We start from the raw sequence: 16,488 nt of genomic DNA on the forward strand, positions 1-16,488 counted from the left end.
TCTACGATGTGTGCGTTCAAAGTTTACCACAGGCGCGTAGCTGTGCGGCATATGTGGCAGAGCGTGATCCAACCTCGGACGACACACGCATCAGCCATGATTTTGCGCGATAGCTGCCGCGTTTATACCCTGTGCGGCCCTCGTGATATGCGAGGTATTGCGCACGGGCATCGGATTTTGAAATCCCGAGTTGATCGGTGGATTGCGCCATATACCAGCCCATGAAATCCGTAGCGTCATTGATCCGGTCGCGCCGCGCGCCAAACCCACCCTCAGCCTTGCGGTATTCGTCCCATGTTCCGTCGAGCGCTTGTGCGTAGCCATACGCCGAGCTTTGACGCCCCATCGGGATTACACCAAGGACAAATTTATGGGGTGTGCGCGCGTTCCCAATGAATTTGCTCTCTTGGTAAATCGTCGCCATTTGAACGTTAACAGGAATGCCCCATTTGCGCTCTGCACGTTTCATCGCGCGTAGATAATTCGGGTGCTGGCTCACGATGGAGCATGCATTGTCTAGGTTTCGCGGCGCGGAATGGTTGCCACTGCCGCAGGCCGACACCAATACCAATAGTGCGACCGTTTGGAATGCTTTACGCATGACTGCCTCTCAAGTGTTTTTTATAGTTTTTTACACTTTACCCGAATTTGCGCATTCGTGAAATGGCTTTCGCGTGATCGTGACCGCATTCGGCGAAAATCAGAGCAACAAACCGAGCAGCACAGGCAGGTAAATCACCGACAAAAACGTTGATGCCACGACAAGTCCCGCGACCTCTTGTGCCTGTGCGCCGTATTTTTCCGCCAACATATACGAGGTCACCGCGACCGGAGTGGCGAGTTGAACCACCAAGACGGCAAAGGGGACGGGCGCGAGATCAAACCATTGGCCGACACCTGCGGCGATGCCCGCACACAAGATGACCTTGCCCAACGATAGCGCCACGGCGCGGCCCATGCTGTTGACTTGCAAGCGGGCCATGGCAACGCCAAGCGTGATCAGCATGACAGGGATCGCAATCTGACCGAGCAGATCCAGTGTGTTCATCGCAAAGGTCGGAAGCGTCCAGCCTTGCCACAAAAACAGCCCCCCCAAAAGGGTGGCTCCAACGAGGGGTTCTTTGATCACTTTGCCCGGATGCCCGCCACCGGCCGTCACATAAACGCCAAAGGTGAACGACCACAGCGCCATTACAGCAAAAACGACAACGGCGTAGCTTAGGCCTTCGTCACCGAATGCGAAGTATGCGAGCGGCAGCCCCAAGTTTCCGGTATTGCCAAAAATGAGGGGTGCGAGATATGTGCGGATTTCCAGTTTAAACACTTTCACGGCGACAAAGGCGACAGCTGTGACAGCGGCAAACCCGACCGTGGCCGCCATGAGTAGCGATGTCAGCGCGGCCGGTTCAATCTTTGCATTTACAAGGGCTACAAAGATGAGCGCAGGGATGGAAAGCGTCATCGCAAGGCGCGTTACAAACTCGATGCGATATTCGTGTCCCGCTTTGACCCATCCAAACCCGATCAGGGCGAGGAGGAAAACGGGGGAGACAATTTCAAGGACTGTTAGGACAAGTTGCACAGACTGTTTCCTAAATTTTTGGCTCCCCACCGTGGACAGCACGATGATTAACGGTCTACTAACCAGAAACGGGGGTTGCAATGTCATGTTAAAGACGCGCGCCAAATATCATTTGGGTCAAGTCGTGAAGCACCGAAAGCATTCCTTTCGGGGTGTGGTTTTTGATGTTGATGCGACGTATTCGAAAACCAAAGAATGGTATGACAATATACCGGAATCCAGTCGCCCAAATAAAGATCAGCCGTTCTATCATTTGCTGGCCGAAAACGAGGAGAGTTATTATCTCGCCTACGTGTCAGAGCAAAACCTGATCGCGGATTATTCTGGCGTTCCTGTTGAACATCCCGACCTGCCCGATTTGTTCGGCCCCTTCGAGGATGGAACATACCCGCTTCAGTTTCAAATGAACTAGTGGGTGGATGGCGCTTTTGCTGTCGTTAGATCATGCCGTGGTGTCGGCAGCACGAATGCTGAAGCTAAAGATGTTTGACGATCCACGGCGCACGTAAGCAAGATCATGCGCCAATTCATGAATCAAAAACCATCCAAACCCACCCTCTGGTAGCTCGGATATGTCATCCGTCATAGGCGCAAGCGACCCCTTGGGCGGCTCTCCATCTGGCATCGGCAAACCGCGATCTGTAATTCGAAACGCTAGTCCGTTCGCATCTATAGAGAGGGCCACTTCGATGGGGCCCTGATCCGTACCTCTATATGCGTGTTCCACGATATTATTGAGCGCCTCTGCGAGGACCAACTCAATGGCCGCGATATCGTCGGGTGAACGCCCGTGGTCGTCCAGTTGCGCCTTTAACGCGCGCAGCGCCTTGCGCACCGATTTTTGAGATGCGTTCAATGTTATGCGGTGATTCATGGGGCCCTGTAAGACAGACAGGTTTTGTTCCGCCCTAAGATGCATGTTCGGTATCCGTCGTCGCATCGGACACGCGGGTGTGAATCTTGAACACTGTATTCATCCGTGTCAGATGAAAGACCCGTTCGACAGGGGGTTGTAGCGCCGCCAGTTCAAGGGTCATTCCATTGCCGAGCGCCTTCATGCACGCGACAACCGCACCAAGCCCCGAGCTATCAAGGAACTCAACCTGTGCCAGATCCAACAACACACGATCAGGCGCGCCCTGTGTCAAATTTCTTATGCCATCCTTGAATTTGATGGCGCTCGCCGCATCGATACGGTCCTCCTCGACAGTAATAAGACGAAGATCGTCAAAATCTTTATGGGTCAGTTTCATCGGCATACCTATCGTTCCAACTCTTGCATACCGTAGGTGCAAATCGTTAAGAGCGGGTTTGCACGTCACAACAAAAAGGACCTTGTGAATATGGACAGCGGTTTGGATCAGCGCATTTTCGCCCTAACACAGGGGGAAACCGATGCCGTTGCATTGATGGCGACGCTTGCGTGTGAGGTGCACCATAGTGACACGCGGTTCCATTGGACGGGTTTTTACCGTGTCGTCGCGCCTGATCTCATGAAAATCGGTCCCTATCAGGGCGGGCACGGCTGTCTTGTCATTCCGTTTTCGCGCGGTGTGTGTGGCGCATGTGCGCGCACGGGCGAGGTGCAGTTGGTTGATGATGTCGAAACCTTTGAGGGGCACATTGCCTGCGCGTCCTCCACGCGATCCGAGTTGGTTTTACCCGTGCGCAACGCGTCCGGCGCACTCATCGCCGTGTTTGATATCGATAGCGACCTTCCGGCCGCTTTCACGCTCGAGGATGCCACGCGCTTGCAAGCCCTTCTTGATCGGGTCTTTGCGGATGTTGCCCCCGCGTGGTAGGCGGGCGGCATGAACACGTTGAACTTTACCGAATACACCCCGCCTGATGTGCCCCTCGACGTGATCCACGCCGACCATGAGGTCTTGCTTATGGGCAAGCCCGCGGGGTTGTTGTCCGTTCCGGGTAAGGGCGAACACCTGTCAGATTGCTTGATCACGCGGGTTCAGGCGGCGTTTCCCGAGGCGCTTTTGGTGCACCGTCTGGACCGCGATACCAGTGGTGTGATGGTCTTTGCGCTCACCGCCCATGCCCAACGCCACCTTGGCCTGCAATTCGAAAAGCGTCAGACAAAAAAGACCTATGTTGCCCGCGTCTACGGCACGATGGCCGAGCGAACCGGCACCGTTGATTTGCCCCTGACGTCAGATTGGCCGAACCGCCCGCGCCAAATGGTGTGCCATGAAACGGGCCGGCAAGCGGTCACGGATTGGCGGGTTCAACGCTATGAGGATGATGTTCCCGCGACTCGTGTGCGCCTTTTTCCCAAAACAGGCCGTTCGCACCAATTGCGCGTGCATATGCTTGCGCTGGGCCACCCGATTTTGGGCGATCCGTTCTATGCGACTGGCGAGGCGCTTAATGCCCCGCGCCTTATGCTGCATGCCGAGAACCTTCGCTTTCGCCATCCCGATGGGGGCAAGGGGATGTCGTTCACGTCAAAGTGCCCGTTTTAACGCGTCCGAGCTGCCCACGTAAAATTGTCGCATGGCTCTGTCTTGCACTGTTAATTCCGAATTTAGAATATATCTAACGTAACCAGACGCCATAGAGACTCAAAAGGAGAAGACCATGGGCCTTCGCATTAACGACATCGTTCCAAACTTTACCGCCATGACCGATCAGGGCGAAATTACGTTCCATGACTGGATTGGCGATAGCTGGGCCATCATGTTTTCCCACCCCAAGGATTTCACACCCGTGTGCACCACCGAATTCGGTGCTGTCGCGCAGTTGGCCGATGAATGGGCCGCGCGTGGTACCAAGGTTATCGGCCTGTCCGTCGATGGCCCCGAAGAGCACGTTCAGTGGAAAGCGGACATCGAGGGATTTGCAGGGGCCAAAGCGGGCTTCCCGATTATCGCGGACACCGATCTGGCGGTTGCCAAGGCGTTTGATATGCTGCCCGCCGAGGCCTACCTGCCCGATGGGCGCACTGCCGCCGATAGCGCGTCTGTGCGCTCGGTCTTTATCATCTCGCCGGATAAAAAGGTGCAGTTGATCATGACCTACCCAATGTCCGTGGGCCGCAACTTTGCCGAAGTGCTACGTGCGCTCGATGGTCTGCAAAAAACCTACGGCGTCCCCCTCGCCACCCCCGCCAACTGGGAAACAGGCCAAGACGTCATCGTTGCCCTATCGCTAGACGACGCCGCCGCCGAAGCCAAATTCGGCGCAATCGACAAAAAACTACCTTACCTACGCTTCGCCAAAGATCCGAAGTAAGGTGGGTTCTGCGCTAGACAGCCGCGCTGCCTAGCCTATCCCAATGGGGACACCACTGGTTTTGGTGTTCCCATGCAGCCTACCAAAAACGTGCTGACGGCAAGCCATGAACTTGCAACATCGTTAAAGAAGATCGTATTCACCGACCCCGCCACGAAAATGATGATCGCGACCACTGTTGCGAGAAAAAACGCATCTTGATTGTCCCGATTGATCAGCCTCCATGCGACGATTGGGCTGAGAAGCGCAAGCGCGGCGGCCACTCCAGCAAATACACCGCCCGATACGGCGCTCGCAAAAACGTCATTGTGAGGGTGAGAGTACGCTCCATCCACGCCTTCGATCAAATGCGGACGAATGGCCTCAAAGCGCTCGGTTAGGCCAAATCCAAAAAGAGGGGCATCGCCAATTGCAGAAAGCGAGGCGATCCACATATGCATCCTGTAATAGTTTGAATTATTTACATTCTCGCCTGTGAGGAGTGTTTCAATGCCTGATGTAATGCGATGAAGGAAGTTGATGTTTATGATGTCGAGGTGCTGAAACATTAAGACAGCGCATGCGCTCGCGATGAATGCGCCACATAGCGCACTCGTCCAAGTTTTTGAGTGTGTTAAGTGCCAAGCAATCAGTGGCGAGATCAGAACAAGAGCGATTGCGGGTCCGCGGCTCCCAGATAAGATTATGGCGGCGTAGGCCCCTGCGAGGGCGCACCCAAGGGCGAATACGCGGAGCGTGCGGGTGCGGCTTTGCCACCCTAGCAGGCACATTGCGGACAGACTTAGGCTGACCGTGGAAAACGGAATAGCGTTGCCGCTAAAGAGCGACAGTCGGGGTTGATGGTAGCTTTTGAGAGCGTGGCCAGACGGCAGTAGATCCAAGATGAGGATCACGAGATAAATGCCAATAACGCTGGCGCACGCGATATTTCCCAACGCTTTGGGCGCGATTTTAAAGCCCGCTTGGGCGCTGAGCAAAACCAGTAATCCTACGAACGCAATCGGAAACATTGGTGCCGCTGCCGCGACGAGATCACTCCACGGCGTTATTGGTAGGCTCCGCAACACTAAGACATACCAGACACCTGAGAGAGCTAGATATACGGTGAGTACGCGATAATTCAGGCGTGATGACCATATTTTTTTCCCGTCAAAAACGAGAAATGCGAAAACGAGTATTACCGCAAAACCATGCCCAAGTGAGCCGATGAACCCAAATGTAAAAAGTGTAATAGCCGTCAGCCAAAAATATTGCGCCTGATGGTTTGATAGATTTGTGTCTGTCACGAATGGCTACCCTAAATACGTAAAATAAATTCGATAATGGTCATAAATGTGCGCAATTCACAACGTCAGAACAGCTGCAGCGCGACAATTCAGGCATATCTCATCCATCCGTGAGTAATGGCGATTTCAGCATAGACCAGCGGACAATACACTTATGAGAGGGCTCGAAATTGTTCAACCAAATCGACACCTCTCCCATATAAAAAGCCCCACTGTTTCCAGCGGGGCTTTCGGGTAGCGCTTAAGCCTAAGGATTACTCCTCGGACTTTTCTTCTGCGATCTCTTCGCCTGTTGTCTGGTCGACCATTTTCATGGCCAAACGGACTTTACCGCGGTCGTCGAAGCCGAGGAGTTTCACGTAAACGTCCTGACCTTCTTTGAGCACGTCAGACGGGTGGTTGAGGCGGCGGTTTTCGATCTGGGAGACGTGCACGAGGCCGTCACGCTTGCCAAAGAAGTTCACGAATGCGCCGAAATCGACGACCTTCACGACTTTACCTTTGTAGACCTTGTTTTCCTCAGGCTCGGCGACGATCGAGTGGATCATGTCGTAAGCTTTTTGGATTGCCTCACCGTTCGCGGATGCGATTTTGATGATGCCTTCGTCGTTGATGTCGACTTTTGCGCCAGACAATTCAACGATTTCACGGATCACTTTGCCGCCAGAACCGATCACTTCGCGGATTTTATCCGTTGGGATCTGCATCGTCTCGATACGTGGTGCGTGCACGGAGAAGTCGCCCGCGCCAGACAGAGCTTTGTTCATCTCACCAAGGATGTGCAAACGGCCCGCTTTGGCCTGAGCCAAGGCTTTTTGCATGATCTCTGGCGTGATGCCCGCGATTTTGATGTCCATTTGCAGTGACGTGATACCGTTTTCGGTACCGGCCACTTTAAAGTCCATATCGCCAAGGTGATCTTCGTCGCCCAAGATGTCGGACAGGATCGCGAATTCGCCATCGTCTTCCATGATGAGACCCATAGCAACACCGGCCACAGCGGATTTGAGCGGAACGCCCGCATCCATCATGGACAAGGAACCACCACATACGGACGCCATTGAGGACGAGCCGTTGGACTCAGTGATCTCGGACACAACACGCACGGTGTATGGGAAGTCGGTTGCAGCAGGCAAAACAGCCTGAAGCGCGCGCCATGCCAATTTACCGTGGCCGATTTCGCGACGACCTGGGCCAGACACACGACCAACTTCACCGACCGAGTAGGGAGGGAAGTTATAGTGCAGCATGAAGTTCGACTTATACGTGCCGGTGAGCGCGTCGATCATCTGTTCGTCGTCGCCCGTACCGAGTGTGGTCACAACCAAACCCTGTGTCTCGCCGCGTGTGAACAAGGCGGAGCCGTGTGTGCGGGGCAAGATACCTGTTTCGGACAGGATGGGACGGATCTCATCGAGTGCGCGACCATCGATACGCTTGCCTTCTTTGACGACAGTGCCGCGCAGAACCGAAGACTCGAGTTTCTTGAGGGCGGCACCGAGGTTCTCATCGGCAAGCTGCTCTTCGCTCAAGGAGGCTTTGATACCCTCTTTGGCAGCAGACACAGCGGCAACGCGCTCTTGCTTGTCCGTGATCGCGTAGGCCGCTTTCATGGATGCTTCGCCAGCGGCCTTAACAGCAGCGGACAAGGCGGAGTAGTCAGGCGCCTGAAAGTCGAACGGCTCTTTGGCTGCATCTTCGGCCAGATCAATGATCAGGTCGATAACAGGCTGGATTTGCTCGTGCGCAAAGGTCACAGCGCCAAGCATTTCTTCTTCAGAAAGCTCGTATGCTTCGGACTCAACCATCATCACGGCGTCTTTGGTGCCGGCCACAACCAGATCGAGACGCTGCTCGGGGTTGTTGCGCAACATGTGCATGTCGTCGACAGTCGGGTTGAGGATGTAATCGCCATCTTCATAACCAACGCGTGCACAAGCGATCGGGCCCATGAACGGCGCGCCAGAGATCGTCAGAGCCGCGGAGGCTGCGATCATGGCAACAACGTCGGGATCGTTGACGAGGTCGTGGGACAAAACGGTACACATCACGAGCACTTCGTTTTTGAAACCTGGTACAAACAACGGGCGGATCGGACGGTCGATGAGGCGCGCAGTCAGCGTCTCTTTTTCCGTTGGACGCGCTTCGCGTTTGAAAAAGCCGCCCGGAACTTTACCGGCAGCATAGTATTTCTCTTGGTAGTGAACCGTGAGCGGGAAGAAATCCTGACCCGGTTTTTGTGCTTTGGCGAACGTTACGTTGGCCATAACGGAGGTCTCGCCCAAAGTGGCGATGACGGTGCCGTCAGCTTGGCGGGCAACTTTGCCCGTTTCCAGTGTCAGCGTCTCTTCGCCCCACTGGATAGATTTTTTCACTTCGTTGAACATCTAGCTATCCTAATTGGGAGCACTCCCGACCCCTGTCGGGTCTCCCGTTATATATGGCGGCCGCATTGCCGCCGACCCCGCGTATCTATCTTTCGCTGTGCGGGGGTCGTCGCACATACGTCTCAGATATTCCCCGCGCATATAGTAAAATTGGGCTTTTGGGAAGGGGCAGCGTGGTTTGGCTCACATGCGCGCGCCAGACCACGCATCAGCCCGACCACTTAACGAGGGGCACAGAGTTTTTGGTTGGGTCTTTATCGCAATTTGGTAAGGTAGACTGCGTGGCGTCCGACATGATTGCGGCGCACAAAAGTTAAAAGGCTAGGTGGTATGCGGTACGGTTTTATAAGCGTTGTTTTGGCTCTTTTCTTGCTTTTTTCAGGGCGCGTCGCCGCGCAAGATACTCCAAAAATACTGGCCATCGGCGACTCGCTTATGGCGTGGCACAGCGTTTCGGGGCAATCGATTGCCGATGTTGTGGCCAAACAGCTGGGCGAACCGGTCATAAATAACTCCGTGGGCGGTGCAAAGATCATTCACGCGTTACCGATCACGGGGGCGCTTGGCATGCGCATTGACAGCCAGTTTCAACCCAAAGGCTGGGATTGGGTTATTATGACCGGTGGCGGCAATGATTTGTTTTTGGGGTGCGGGTGTAAGGCCTGTGATCGCCGCATATCGCGCATGATTGATCCAACGGGCCAGACGGGCGACATTCCCAAACTCGTCGCGCGCATTCGTGCAACGGGCGCACGTGTCGTTTACATCGGGTATTTGCGTAGTCCCGGCGTTGATAGCGTCATCGATGTCTGTTTGCCGTTCGGCAATACGCTTGAGGCGCGGATCACAAATATGGCGCAGCGCGACTCAGGCGTGACGTTTTTGTCCTTGGCCGACCTGACGCCAGACGGTGACCGCTCCATGCACGGTCTTGATATGATCCATCCTTCGGTAAAGGCCTCGCGATTGATTGGCACGCAGGTGGCAAGGATCATCCAAAAGGCGGACAAGTCGCGCTGAACGTCGGGGTCGGTTTTGGCGGCTTTGCGATGGAGTTAAGTGGCATTTTGCTGTCGGGAAATGTTTAAATAGCCCGCCCTAAAGGTATGAACTTTATCAAACAGCCCGCCTTAAACATGTGAAAGACTTTAATCTATGTGTCTGAATGGTGTTGAAATCCTGATGTCGGATGTCGGGCCCGCGCATGAAAAAAGCGCGCCCCGAAGGACGCGCTTTTCACATAACTGTCGGTCAGCTTAGCGACGGATGCCGAGACGCTTGATCAGGTCAAGGTAACGTGCTTCGTCTTTCGACTTCGTGTAATCAAGAAGCTTACGGCGCTTCGCAACCATCATAAGAAGGCCACGGCGACCGTGGTTGTCTTTCTTGTGTGTTTTGAAGTGCTCGGTGAGCGTCGCGATGCGCGAGGAGAGGATAGCAACCTGAACTTCGGGCGAACCAGTATCGCCGTCTTTGGTGCTGAACTCTTTGATTAGGCGTGCTTTTTCTTCTACAGTAATCGACATCGGGGTCTCCTTTAAAGGTTAGGGTACGAAGACGGCGCAGGCCGGGATGTCGTCCAGCAAGGCCCATGAATCACCGCACATTCCTGCACGGATGGGCGCGTATAGGCGCATTCGTGCAAAAAAGGAAGCAGTTTATGGCCGTGTCGATTTACTGGCCTGCCTCGATCTGTCGCGTGTCGGTCATGATTTCGGTCGCCAACTGTTTGGCCCATTCACCTACAATTGGAACAACTTCCATCTGATTGAGGATAAAACCAACGATAGATACCAATATCGTCGCTCCGGCCACAGACCCGAACCCGAACGCAAGCCCTCTAAGTAATTGAAACCACATCAATTTCCACGTTGAGTTGTGAATTTGAACAAAGCGATGTTCATTCAAACGGTGAATTTCGGCTGTCAAAGCAACCAGATCGTCAGTTGGTAAATTTGGATGTGTCATGCCCGAAGGGATAAGGGATTTTGCAGAAAAAACAACAGCGTAGAATAATCAATGTTGAAATTTTGCGATGCTTAACAAGCGTTTAGGTTAAGTTGTTTGTATCTTTCGCTGCGAAAATAAGGCGCGTTGGCGTATGAAGGACGTGTTTCGTTTTAGGGGGTGAACGCATGTTATGGGCCTTTGCATTATTGGGAATTCTTCCCGCTGCATTCATGTTTGTCGAGGCGTCTGCACCCGATGAGGATGACGCATCAGGCGACATGTCGGTGCCGCCGCCGTCAGATGAGGAGGCGACATCGTCGGGGCTGGCAGAGCTTTTGTCTGGCTCCGCGTTGGTATCGAGTACACAAGGGGAGTTGGGAGGCGACGATCCACCCGCCCTTTTGCCGAATGATCCTGAAGAGGCAGCCATCGCGGGCCCCGTTGGCTCAAATTTTGACGATTTATCAATGCTTTCCGATCCAGATGCGCCATCATTGCCAGGGCCAATAGGCTCGGACTTGGACGATATTTTAGACGCCAATACTCTGGTCGAAAACGTAACGGGCGACCAAAGTGGTGAGACCGTGACCTACACACTCGATGATAGCGGTGACGCCTTGGTGTTGCCCGACGACCGCCAACAAGGCGGGAGTGACGCCACTTTGCGCGTTACAGATGGTGTTGCATCACTCGACACCAACGGGACGCTCAACGTTGTGACGGGTGGTCTGGGGGCGGATACAATCGGGACGGGCGATGACGCGGCTATTGTGTTCGGCAATGCCGGCGACGATGAAATCTTTGCGGGCGATGGCTCGGCAATTCTGTATGGCGGCGATGGTGACGATACCTTGGTCGCAGGATCGGACGCGCATTCAGATTACTATTTGCACGGCGGGACTGGCCGCGATGCGTTCGTGATGGAGTTTGACTCTGAGTCAGGCCAGCCAACGATCGAGATCGCGGACTTTGATCCGCTCGTCGATACCATTACGATCGAGGTTGATCCCGTGACCGCAGCAGATGGACCTGTTGTCCTTGGTATAGCGCAAACGGACGATGGCCTGTCGAGTGTTATCATGTTGAATTCTATATCTATTGCGACCGTGACGGGCATCGTCAACTTGGAGCCTGGCGTTGTCACTATGACGGGAGCTTAGGCGCCTGGGCGGCCTCGCTCAACGCCAAAGTTCCAAGTTTTTCTCGTATGAAATATAGAGCGGATGCTTTGGGTGCCCTGCTTTTGATAGGCCAAGGTGATACAGGTCGTGGCCTGTTTCACGCAACAGTGCCTCAATGGTTGCGCCACGCGACAAGTGCGCACCATGTGTCCCCCAAGCGCATATAATGTTGTCGGCCCAACTGCTAAAACCTAAAATGGTTATGTCGTTTTCGGGGCCGATTGGGTCAGCTGCGGCGCGCATATTTTTAGGGTCGGTGTCGCGCCAAGCAAAGATGTTGGTCACGCAAAACGCCCCAAACCCCAATGCGCGCGCGCGGCGCTCACACCGTTCCACGGTCGGGTCGTTTTGCACTTCGGTCGCGGTGGATGGATTGAGCATCACAAACAGAGCTTTGCAGCCCTGAGTGTCCCATGTGCGGGTCAAAGAATATCTGTATCTTTCACAGTCAGAATAGACAGCAACGGATGGGGCATCGCCCTTGATATGTGTGCGCGTGATCATTCAATATAATTGGCGGTTTGCGGATCTCTGCGCAAGGCGGCCTTAGAGGTTAAACACACGTGAGGGGTGCAATTCGCCGGATTTGAAAACGCCGACTGCAACGGGACGTCCCTCGAATGAGGCCCAAACTTCGTCGCCATACTCCACGCCGTCAGCCGGATAGACCATACCGGGATTGCCATGGCCCAAGCGGATAACGCCATCAGGCGTACAACGCACTTCGTCCAGATCAGACAGGCCCTCTTGGATGGGGCGAATATAGGCGTCGAGCGCGTCAGTCTGTGCATGCTCATCGATGGTCTCAATGGTGATTCCGTCGCTGGCATCCCATGGGCCGGACCACTCGCGGCGTAGCCATTCGACGTGACCAAAACACCCTAGGGCCGCGCCAAGATCGCGCGCAATTGCGCGCACGTAGCCACCCTTGCCACAGACCATTTCGAGTAAAACGTGGTCGTCGTCTGTGCGCTCAATAAAGCTAAGCATATCAACATAAAGCGGGCGAGCGGCGATCTCGAAATCGGCCTCATCGCGGGCCAATTTGTAGGCGCGTTCGCCGTCGATTTTTACGGCTGAAAATTTGGGTGGCACCTGCATGATGTCACCGCGAAATGGTGCGAGGGCCGCTTTTATGTCGTCGTCCGATGGGCGCATATCGCTTTCGCTAAGTACTTCGCCTTCGGCGTCATCCGTGTTGGTCGCTTGCCCAAGACGAACGGAAAAACGGTAGCATTTTAATGCGTCTGTAATGAACGGAACCGTTTTGGTAGCCTCCCCCAAAGCTACGGCCAAAACGCCCGTCGCATCAGGGTCAAGCGTGCCTGCATGGCCTGCTTTTTGGGCGTTGAGCGCCCAGCGAACTTTGTTCACGACTGACGTAGATGTCATGCCTGCGGGCTTGTCCACGATCAACCAACCGTGGAGCTCGCGTCCCTTTTTGCGTCGGGCCATTACTCTTCCTCGTCGGTCTCGGGGGTGTCATCTTTGTTGATGTCGCGCTGAACGCGTTCGTCCGCAAACATGCGCCGCGTTGCATCCATGCGGTCAAACGTATCGTCGAGCGCAAATCGCAACTCAGGTGTGTGTTTGATGCCAAGAGCTTTTCCAACGTGGTGGCGAATTTCGCCGCGATTTTTGCGTAGCGCCAACAATGCAGTTTCCGCGTCTTTCCCGCCGAGCGGCAGCACAAAGGCGGTTGCCACGCGCAGGTCGGCCGACACACTGACCTCGCCCACGGTAATAGACATCGCGGTGAGGTCGGGATCATGAATTTCTCCACGCGAGAGAAGCTCCGACAGGCGTCTGCGGATTGCTTCGCCTATGCGAAGAGTGCGGTGCGAGCCACTTGGCCCGCCTGAATGAGATCGTTTTGCCATAAGGGCCAGATAAGCCCGATTGCCCGTTCATGCAAGCGAGCCTTTGCCAAATAACGAACCACGCGCTAAACCACGCGCAACGTCATTCACGCTTGTTTCACTGGAGACCTCACATGTCCAACCTTCCTGGTATCGTTATTACAGGTGCATCGGGCCGTATGGGCCAAATGCTGATCAAAACTGTCATGGCCTCCGATAAGTGCACCTTGGTCGGCGCGGTGGAGCGTGAGGGGCATGATTGGGTCGGGCGTGATGTGGGCGAAGCGATGGGGGGCGCGGCCCTCGGCGTGCTCGTTACCGATGATGCGCTAGAGGCGTTTTCCCATGCGCAGGCCGTGATTGATTTCACAGCGCCCGAGGCAACGTTGGCCTTTTCCGCGCTGGCCGCTCAGGCTCACTGTGTCCACGTCATTGGCACAACGGGTATGAGTGATACACAAATTGCCAAGTTGGAACCCGCTGGACGTCACACGACGATCATTCGTGCGGGGAATATGTCTCTTGGCGTTAACCTATTGACGAAGCTTACAAAGATGGTCGCACAGGCGCTCGATGATGAATATGACGTTGAGGTGGTCGAAGCGCATCACAATCGCAAGGTTGATGCCCCCTCAGGTACGGCATTGATGCTTGGCGAAGCTGCAGCCGACGGGCGCGGAGTCAAATTGGATGATGTGCGCGAGTCTGGACGGGACGGAATAACCGGTGCGCGCAAGCGGGGCGATATCGGGTTTTCGGCCATTCGGGGTGGCGACATTGTGGGCGAACATGACGTTATGTTTATCAGCGGTGAGGATCGCATCATTCTACGGCATGTCGCGACCGACAGGTCTTTGTTCGCCAAAGGTGCCGTGAAAGCCGCACTTTGGGGGCAAGGTAAAAAGCCGGGCGAATACGATATGATGGACGTTCTGGGCCTATAGGGGCGCGAAGCGCCCGTTTTCTGAAAACTGACCTGTTACAAAAATATTGCGCGATGTTTAATCTGTGTTCAGTTTTGGCGCGTAATCTAGATGCTATTATCTAGGAGTTTTCATGGTTCGAGGTATTGTTTTAATGTGCGCAGTCTGTGCTCCGCTGCACGCCCTTGCCGATTCATATGCGCGTGTTCAAAGCGGGCCCGAATTTACGACTGCCGTCGAGGGCCGCGCGCTGACGCGGCTTGGTATAGAGTTGGTGGTGTCGAAAAGTGGCGCGATCAACGGCCGTGCTTTTGGTAAAGATGTCACTGGTGCATGGGTGTGGGACGCAGGGTACTTTTGCCGCGATCTCTTTTTCGGAGGTGAAGACCTCGGCCCAAATTGCCAGACTGTTGAATTGAGCGGCACAAAGATCAAGTTCACCGCAGATCGTGGCACGGGGCAATCCGCGACATTCTCAATACGGTGAGCGATCGCGGCGGGCGCAGGGTCTAGAAATCTATCGCCAACCCTTTTTTTTCATAGTCGCCGTAGCGAACGGGTTCGGGGCCATCGCGACCACCAAGTTCGATTGGCATGGCATCCACGGCATCTTGTGTCTTTTGGCGGCGTTCCTCGGCCTCTATCAGGGCGCGTTGGGCGGCGGGTGGCAGGTCGGAAATGTCGCGCCCGTTGATGACGATGCGTTTTTTAGGGGTGTCGATCATTGTCTAATCCTTGTTCGTGCGTTCATTCTGATATACGCGCCATGACCATGAAAACAAGTTCTCCTAAAGTCGCGGGCCTTGATCCGCGCCGCGTGGCCCTCGCATTGCTTGATGCGGTGACGATCGAAAAACGCCTGCTGTCGGAAGTTCTGACAAAGAAAACCGCCGTCCTAGCGTTTGAGGACCGTGCGCGCGCACAGCGTCTCGCGACAGAATGCCTACGGTTTATGGATCGCTGCGACCGGATGTTGGGGCCGTATTTGTCCACGTTGCCCGCCCCGCACGTGATGAATGCGCTGCGTTTGGGTGTCTATGAAATGTGCGCCGCAGGTGAGGCATCGCACGGTGTTGTGAATGCCTATGTCTCCTTGGTGAAAGAAAATGCCACAGCCGCGCATTTTAAGGGACTGGTGAATGCCGTTTTGCGCAGGGTGTCGGGAGAGGTGGCAAAGTGGGAAACTTTGCCTGCGCCGATGATGCCAAAGTGGCTGCGAAAGCCATTGATTGCCGATTTTGGAAAGGCGACCGTTGCCGCGATAGAGGTTGCTCAGGCCAAAGGTGCCCCCCTTGATTTGTCCGCAAAAGCAGACGTTTCGGCAGTGGCGAGTGCAACACATGGGACGGTTTTGCCCACGGGCTCTGTACGGGTTGACGGTGCGGTTCAAGTGACCAAGTTGGCGGGCTTTGATGCGGGCGACTGGTGGGTTCAAGATGCGGCGGCGGCGTTGCCGGCACGCGTTCTCGCGGCTCAGGTGGGCGAGCACGTTTTGGACATGTGTGCGGCCCCTGGTGGGAAAACCATGCAGATTGCCGCAACGGGCGCGGATGTCACCGCGCTTGATATTTCTGAAATCCGCATGAGACGTGTGTCCGAGAACCTCGCGCGTTGCGGTTTGTCTGCTCAGGTCGTTGTCGGTGACGCCTTGGAATATGAGGGCGGGCCGTTTGATGCAATTCTCCTCGATGCGCCGTGTACTGCTACGGGCACGATTCGACGTCACCCTGATTTACCCTATGCAAAAGACGGCTCGGATTTCCCGTCTTTGTTCGAGCTGCAAGAGCACATGATCGACCGTGCGTTGGCGTTACTTAAGCCGAGTGGCCGGCTTGTGTATTGCACCTGTAGTTTGCTGATCGATGAGGGTGAGGAGCAAGTGCGCGATGCCTTGGCGCGTCACGCGGGTTTGACTGTGGACTTGGAGGCTTTGCAAATTGAGGGTGTCGATCCCGAGTGGATTGGCCCTGAAGGATTGCGTACGCGACCAGATTTCTGGGCGGATCGGGGTGGTATGGATGGGTTCTTCATCACGGTTTTTCGCCACACCTAAGCAAAAGTCGTAAAACGACAA

The 16,488-nt window shown here is 54.8% G+C and carries 21 protein-coding genes; 9 read left to right on the top strand and 12 right to left on the bottom strand.

All coding sequences use genetic code 11. The features are described 5' to 3' along the window. Nucleotides 1-16 precede the first annotated feature (16 nt). Together ACTG34_RS06900 and ACTG34_RS06905 are read right to left on the bottom strand one after the other, a co-directional pair. Nucleotides 17-601: a lytic transglycosylase gene (locus ACTG34_RS06900; protein WP_439104235.1), complete on the bottom strand. Its 585-nt coding sequence runs from the start codon at nt 599-601 to the stop codon at nt 17-19. 99 nt (nt 602-700) lie between these two features. Next, nucleotides 701-1,582 (bottom strand): AEC family transporter, encoded by an 882-nt coding sequence (locus tag ACTG34_RS06905; protein WP_439104236.1) that lies wholly within the window; start codon nt 1,580-1,582, stop codon nt 701-703. An 85-nt stretch (nt 1,583-1,667) separates the two neighbouring features. Here ACTG34_RS06905 and hspQ point away from each other — a divergent pair, with 85 nt between their 5' ends. After that, nucleotides 1,668-1,994, top strand: coding sequence for a heat shock protein HspQ (gene hspQ / locus ACTG34_RS06910; protein ID WP_439104237.1), 327 nt, complete (start codon nt 1,668-1,670; stop codon nt 1,992-1,994). A 30-nt stretch (nt 1,995-2,024) separates the two neighbouring features. Here hspQ and ACTG34_RS06915 read toward each other — a convergent pair whose 3' ends face one another. Then, nucleotides 2,025-2,456 carry an ATP-binding protein gene (locus tag ACTG34_RS06915; protein WP_439104238.1) on the bottom strand — a complete coding sequence of 144 codons (432 nt, stop codon included), beginning with the start codon at nt 2,454-2,456 and terminating at the stop codon, nt 2,025-2,027. A gap of 34 nt (nt 2,457-2,490) precedes the next feature. Further along, on the bottom strand, nt 2,491-2,835 hold the full coding sequence (locus tag ACTG34_RS06920; protein ID WP_439104239.1) for an STAS domain-containing protein: 345 nt from the start codon (nt 2,833-2,835) through the stop codon (nt 2,491-2,493). Between the two features lie 90 nt (nt 2,836-2,925). Here ACTG34_RS06920 and ACTG34_RS06925 point away from each other — a divergent pair, with 90 nt between their 5' ends. The 3 genes from ACTG34_RS06925 (at nt 2,926) to ACTG34_RS06935 (ending at nt 4,828) form a co-directional block, all read left to right on the top strand. Further along, nucleotides 2,926-3,384: a GAF domain-containing protein gene (locus ACTG34_RS06925; protein WP_439104240.1), complete on the top strand. Its 459-nt coding sequence runs from the start codon at nt 2,926-2,928 to the stop codon at nt 3,382-3,384. 9 nt (nt 3,385-3,393) lie between these two features. Further along, nucleotides 3,394-4,059, top strand: coding sequence for a pseudouridine synthase (locus tag ACTG34_RS06930; protein WP_342843943.1), 666 nt, complete (start codon nt 3,394-3,396; stop codon nt 4,057-4,059). A gap of 115 nt (nt 4,060-4,174) precedes the next feature. Further along, entirely contained in the window at nt 4,175-4,828 is a 654-nt protein-coding gene (locus ACTG34_RS06935; RefSeq protein ID WP_062218461.1) for a peroxiredoxin, read from the top strand. A gap of 35 nt (nt 4,829-4,863) precedes the next feature. Here ACTG34_RS06935 and ACTG34_RS06940 read toward each other — a convergent pair whose 3' ends face one another. Then, entirely contained in the window at nt 4,864-5,838 is a 975-nt protein-coding gene (locus ACTG34_RS06940) for an O-antigen ligase family protein (protein WP_439104241.1), read from the bottom strand. Nucleotides 5,839-6,368: 530 nt separating this feature from the next. After that, nucleotides 6,369-8,501, bottom strand: a complete 2,133-nt coding sequence (pnp, locus tag ACTG34_RS06945) for a polyribonucleotide nucleotidyltransferase (protein ID WP_439104242.1) — start codon at nt 8,499-8,501, stop codon at nt 6,369-6,371. A gap of 330 nt (nt 8,502-8,831) precedes the next feature. Between pnp and ACTG34_RS06950 the strand changes: the two genes are divergently transcribed. After that, a complete protein-coding gene (locus ACTG34_RS06950; protein WP_439104243.1) occupies nt 8,832-9,521 on the top strand; it encodes an SGNH/GDSL hydrolase family protein in 690 nt (229 codons plus the stop codon). Between the two features lie 236 nt (nt 9,522-9,757). On the opposite strand, the gene rpsO is transcribed toward ACTG34_RS06950, so the two are convergent. Together rpsO and ACTG34_RS06960 are read right to left on the bottom strand one after the other, a co-directional pair. After that, nucleotides 9,758-10,027: a 30S ribosomal protein S15 gene (rpsO, locus tag ACTG34_RS06955; RefSeq protein ID WP_417242007.1), complete on the bottom strand. Its 270-nt coding sequence runs from the start codon at nt 10,025-10,027 to the stop codon at nt 9,758-9,760. 148 nt (nt 10,028-10,175) lie between these two features. Then, complete coding sequence (locus tag ACTG34_RS06960; RefSeq protein WP_439104244.1) at nt 10,176-10,469, bottom strand: DUF5665 domain-containing protein; 294 nt, start codon at nt 10,467-10,469, stop codon at nt 10,176-10,178. A gap of 167 nt (nt 10,470-10,636) precedes the next feature. Between ACTG34_RS06960 and ACTG34_RS06965 the strand changes: the two genes are divergently transcribed. Beyond that, nucleotides 10,637-11,611, top strand: coding sequence for a calcium-binding protein (locus tag ACTG34_RS06965; protein ID WP_439104245.1), 975 nt, complete (start codon nt 10,637-10,639; stop codon nt 11,609-11,611). Nucleotides 11,612-11,629: 18 nt separating this feature from the next. Here ACTG34_RS06965 and ACTG34_RS06970 read toward each other — a convergent pair whose 3' ends face one another. Genes ACTG34_RS06970 through rbfA form a run of 3 tightly spaced genes read right to left on the bottom strand, consistent with a single transcriptional unit; the run spans nt 11,630 to nt 13,512 of the window. Continuing rightward, nucleotides 11,630-12,136 carry a DUF1643 domain-containing protein gene (locus tag ACTG34_RS06970; protein WP_439104246.1) on the bottom strand — a complete coding sequence of 169 codons (507 nt, stop codon included), beginning with the start codon at nt 12,134-12,136 and terminating at the stop codon, nt 11,630-11,632. A 42-nt stretch (nt 12,137-12,178) separates the two neighbouring features. Next, nucleotides 12,179-13,087 (bottom strand): tRNA pseudouridine(55) synthase TruB, encoded by a 909-nt coding sequence (gene truB / locus ACTG34_RS06975; protein WP_439104247.1) that lies wholly within the window; start codon nt 13,085-13,087, stop codon nt 12,179-12,181. Continuing rightward, on the bottom strand, nt 13,087-13,512 hold the full coding sequence (gene rbfA, locus ACTG34_RS06980; protein WP_062218483.1) for a 30S ribosome-binding factor RbfA: 426 nt from the start codon (nt 13,510-13,512) through the stop codon (nt 13,087-13,089). Before rbfA ends, truB begins: the two co-directional genes overlap by 1 nt. Before the next feature lie 113 nt (nt 13,513-13,625). Here rbfA and dapB point away from each other — a divergent pair, with 113 nt between their 5' ends. Both dapB and ACTG34_RS06990 read left to right on the top strand, forming a co-directional pair. After that, nucleotides 13,626-14,435 carry a 4-hydroxy-tetrahydrodipicolinate reductase gene (gene dapB / locus ACTG34_RS06985; RefSeq protein WP_439104248.1) on the top strand — a complete coding sequence of 270 codons (810 nt, stop codon included), beginning with the start codon at nt 13,626-13,628 and terminating at the stop codon, nt 14,433-14,435. Between the two features lie 112 nt (nt 14,436-14,547). Continuing rightward, nucleotides 14,548-14,901 (top strand): dihydrodipicolinate reductase, encoded by a 354-nt coding sequence (locus ACTG34_RS06990; protein WP_439104249.1) that lies wholly within the window; start codon nt 14,548-14,550, stop codon nt 14,899-14,901. Nucleotides 14,902-14,923: 22 nt separating this feature from the next. On the opposite strand, the gene ACTG34_RS06995 is transcribed toward ACTG34_RS06990, so the two are convergent. After that, the gene (locus tag ACTG34_RS06995; protein WP_439104250.1) at nt 14,924-15,139 is read right to left on the bottom strand and encodes a DUF1674 domain-containing protein; all 216 of its coding nucleotides are present in this window, start codon (nt 15,137-15,139) and stop codon (nt 14,924-14,926) included. 41 nt (nt 15,140-15,180) lie between these two features. Here ACTG34_RS06995 and ACTG34_RS07000 point away from each other — a divergent pair, with 41 nt between their 5' ends. Beyond that, nucleotides 15,181-16,467: an RsmB/NOP family class I SAM-dependent RNA methyltransferase gene (locus ACTG34_RS07000; RefSeq protein WP_439104251.1), complete on the top strand. Its 1,287-nt coding sequence runs from the start codon at nt 15,181-15,183 to the stop codon at nt 16,465-16,467. The last annotated feature ends 21 nt before the right edge of the window (nt 16,468-16,488 follow it).

It is taken from the genome of Celeribacter marinus (genome assembly GCF_965656515.1).
Classification (GTDB): domain Bacteria; phylum Pseudomonadota; class Alphaproteobacteria; order Rhodobacterales; family Rhodobacteraceae; genus Celeribacter; species Celeribacter marinus_D.

Coding starts and splice junctions, on each gene's coding strand:
- ACTG34_RS06900 (WP_439104235.1), bottom strand. CDS start 601: ATGCGTAAAGCATTCCAAACGGTCGCACTATTGGTATTGGTGTCGGCC.
- hspQ (WP_439104237.1), top strand. CDS start 1,668: ATGTTAAAGACGCGCGCCAAATATCATTTGGGTCAAGTCGTGAAGCAC.
- ACTG34_RS06915 (WP_439104238.1), bottom strand. CDS start 2,456: ATGAATCACCGCATAACATTGAACGCATCTCAAAAATCGGTGCGCAAG.
- ACTG34_RS06920 (WP_439104239.1), bottom strand. CDS start 2,835: ATGAAACTGACCCATAAAGATTTTGACGATCTTCGTCTTATTACTGTC.
- ACTG34_RS06925 (WP_439104240.1), top strand. CDS start 2,926: ATGGACAGCGGTTTGGATCAGCGCATTTTCGCCCTAACACAGGGGGAA.
- ACTG34_RS06930 (WP_342843943.1), top strand. CDS start 3,394: ATGAACACGTTGAACTTTACCGAATACACCCCGCCTGATGTGCCCCTC.
- ACTG34_RS06935 (WP_062218461.1), top strand. CDS start 4,175: ATGGGCCTTCGCATTAACGACATCGTTCCAAACTTTACCGCCATGACC.
- ACTG34_RS06940 (WP_439104241.1), bottom strand. CDS start 5,838: ATGTTTCCGATTGCGTTCGTAGGATTACTGGTTTTGCTCAGCGCCCAA.
- pnp (WP_439104242.1), bottom strand. CDS start 8,501: ATGTTCAACGAAGTGAAAAAATCTATCCAGTGGGGCGAAGAGACGCTG.
- ACTG34_RS06950 (WP_439104243.1), top strand. CDS start 8,832: ATGCGGTACGGTTTTATAAGCGTTGTTTTGGCTCTTTTCTTGCTTTTT.
- rpsO (WP_417242007.1), bottom strand. CDS start 10,027: ATGTCGATTACTGTAGAAGAAAAAGCACGCCTAATCAAAGAGTTCAGC.
- ACTG34_RS06960 (WP_439104244.1), bottom strand. CDS start 10,469: ATGACACATCCAAATTTACCAACTGACGATCTGGTTGCTTTGACAGCC.
- ACTG34_RS06965 (WP_439104245.1), top strand. CDS start 10,637: ATGTTATGGGCCTTTGCATTATTGGGAATTCTTCCCGCTGCATTCATG.
- ACTG34_RS06970 (WP_439104246.1), bottom strand. CDS start 12,136: ATGATCACGCGCACACATATCAAGGGCGATGCCCCATCCGTTGCTGTC.
- truB (WP_439104247.1), bottom strand. CDS start 13,087: ATGGCCCGACGCAAAAAGGGACGCGAGCTCCACGGTTGGTTGATCGTG.
- rbfA (WP_062218483.1), bottom strand. CDS start 13,512: ATGGCAAAACGATCTCATTCAGGCGGGCCAAGTGGCTCGCACCGCACT.
- dapB (WP_439104248.1), top strand. CDS start 13,626: ATGTCCAACCTTCCTGGTATCGTTATTACAGGTGCATCGGGCCGTATG.
- ACTG34_RS06990 (WP_439104249.1), top strand. CDS start 14,548: ATGGTTCGAGGTATTGTTTTAATGTGCGCAGTCTGTGCTCCGCTGCAC.
- ACTG34_RS06995 (WP_439104250.1), bottom strand. CDS start 15,139: ATGATCGACACCCCTAAAAAACGCATCGTCATCAACGGGCGCGACATT.
- ACTG34_RS07000 (WP_439104251.1), top strand. CDS start 15,181: ATGACCATGAAAACAAGTTCTCCTAAAGTCGCGGGCCTTGATCCGCGC.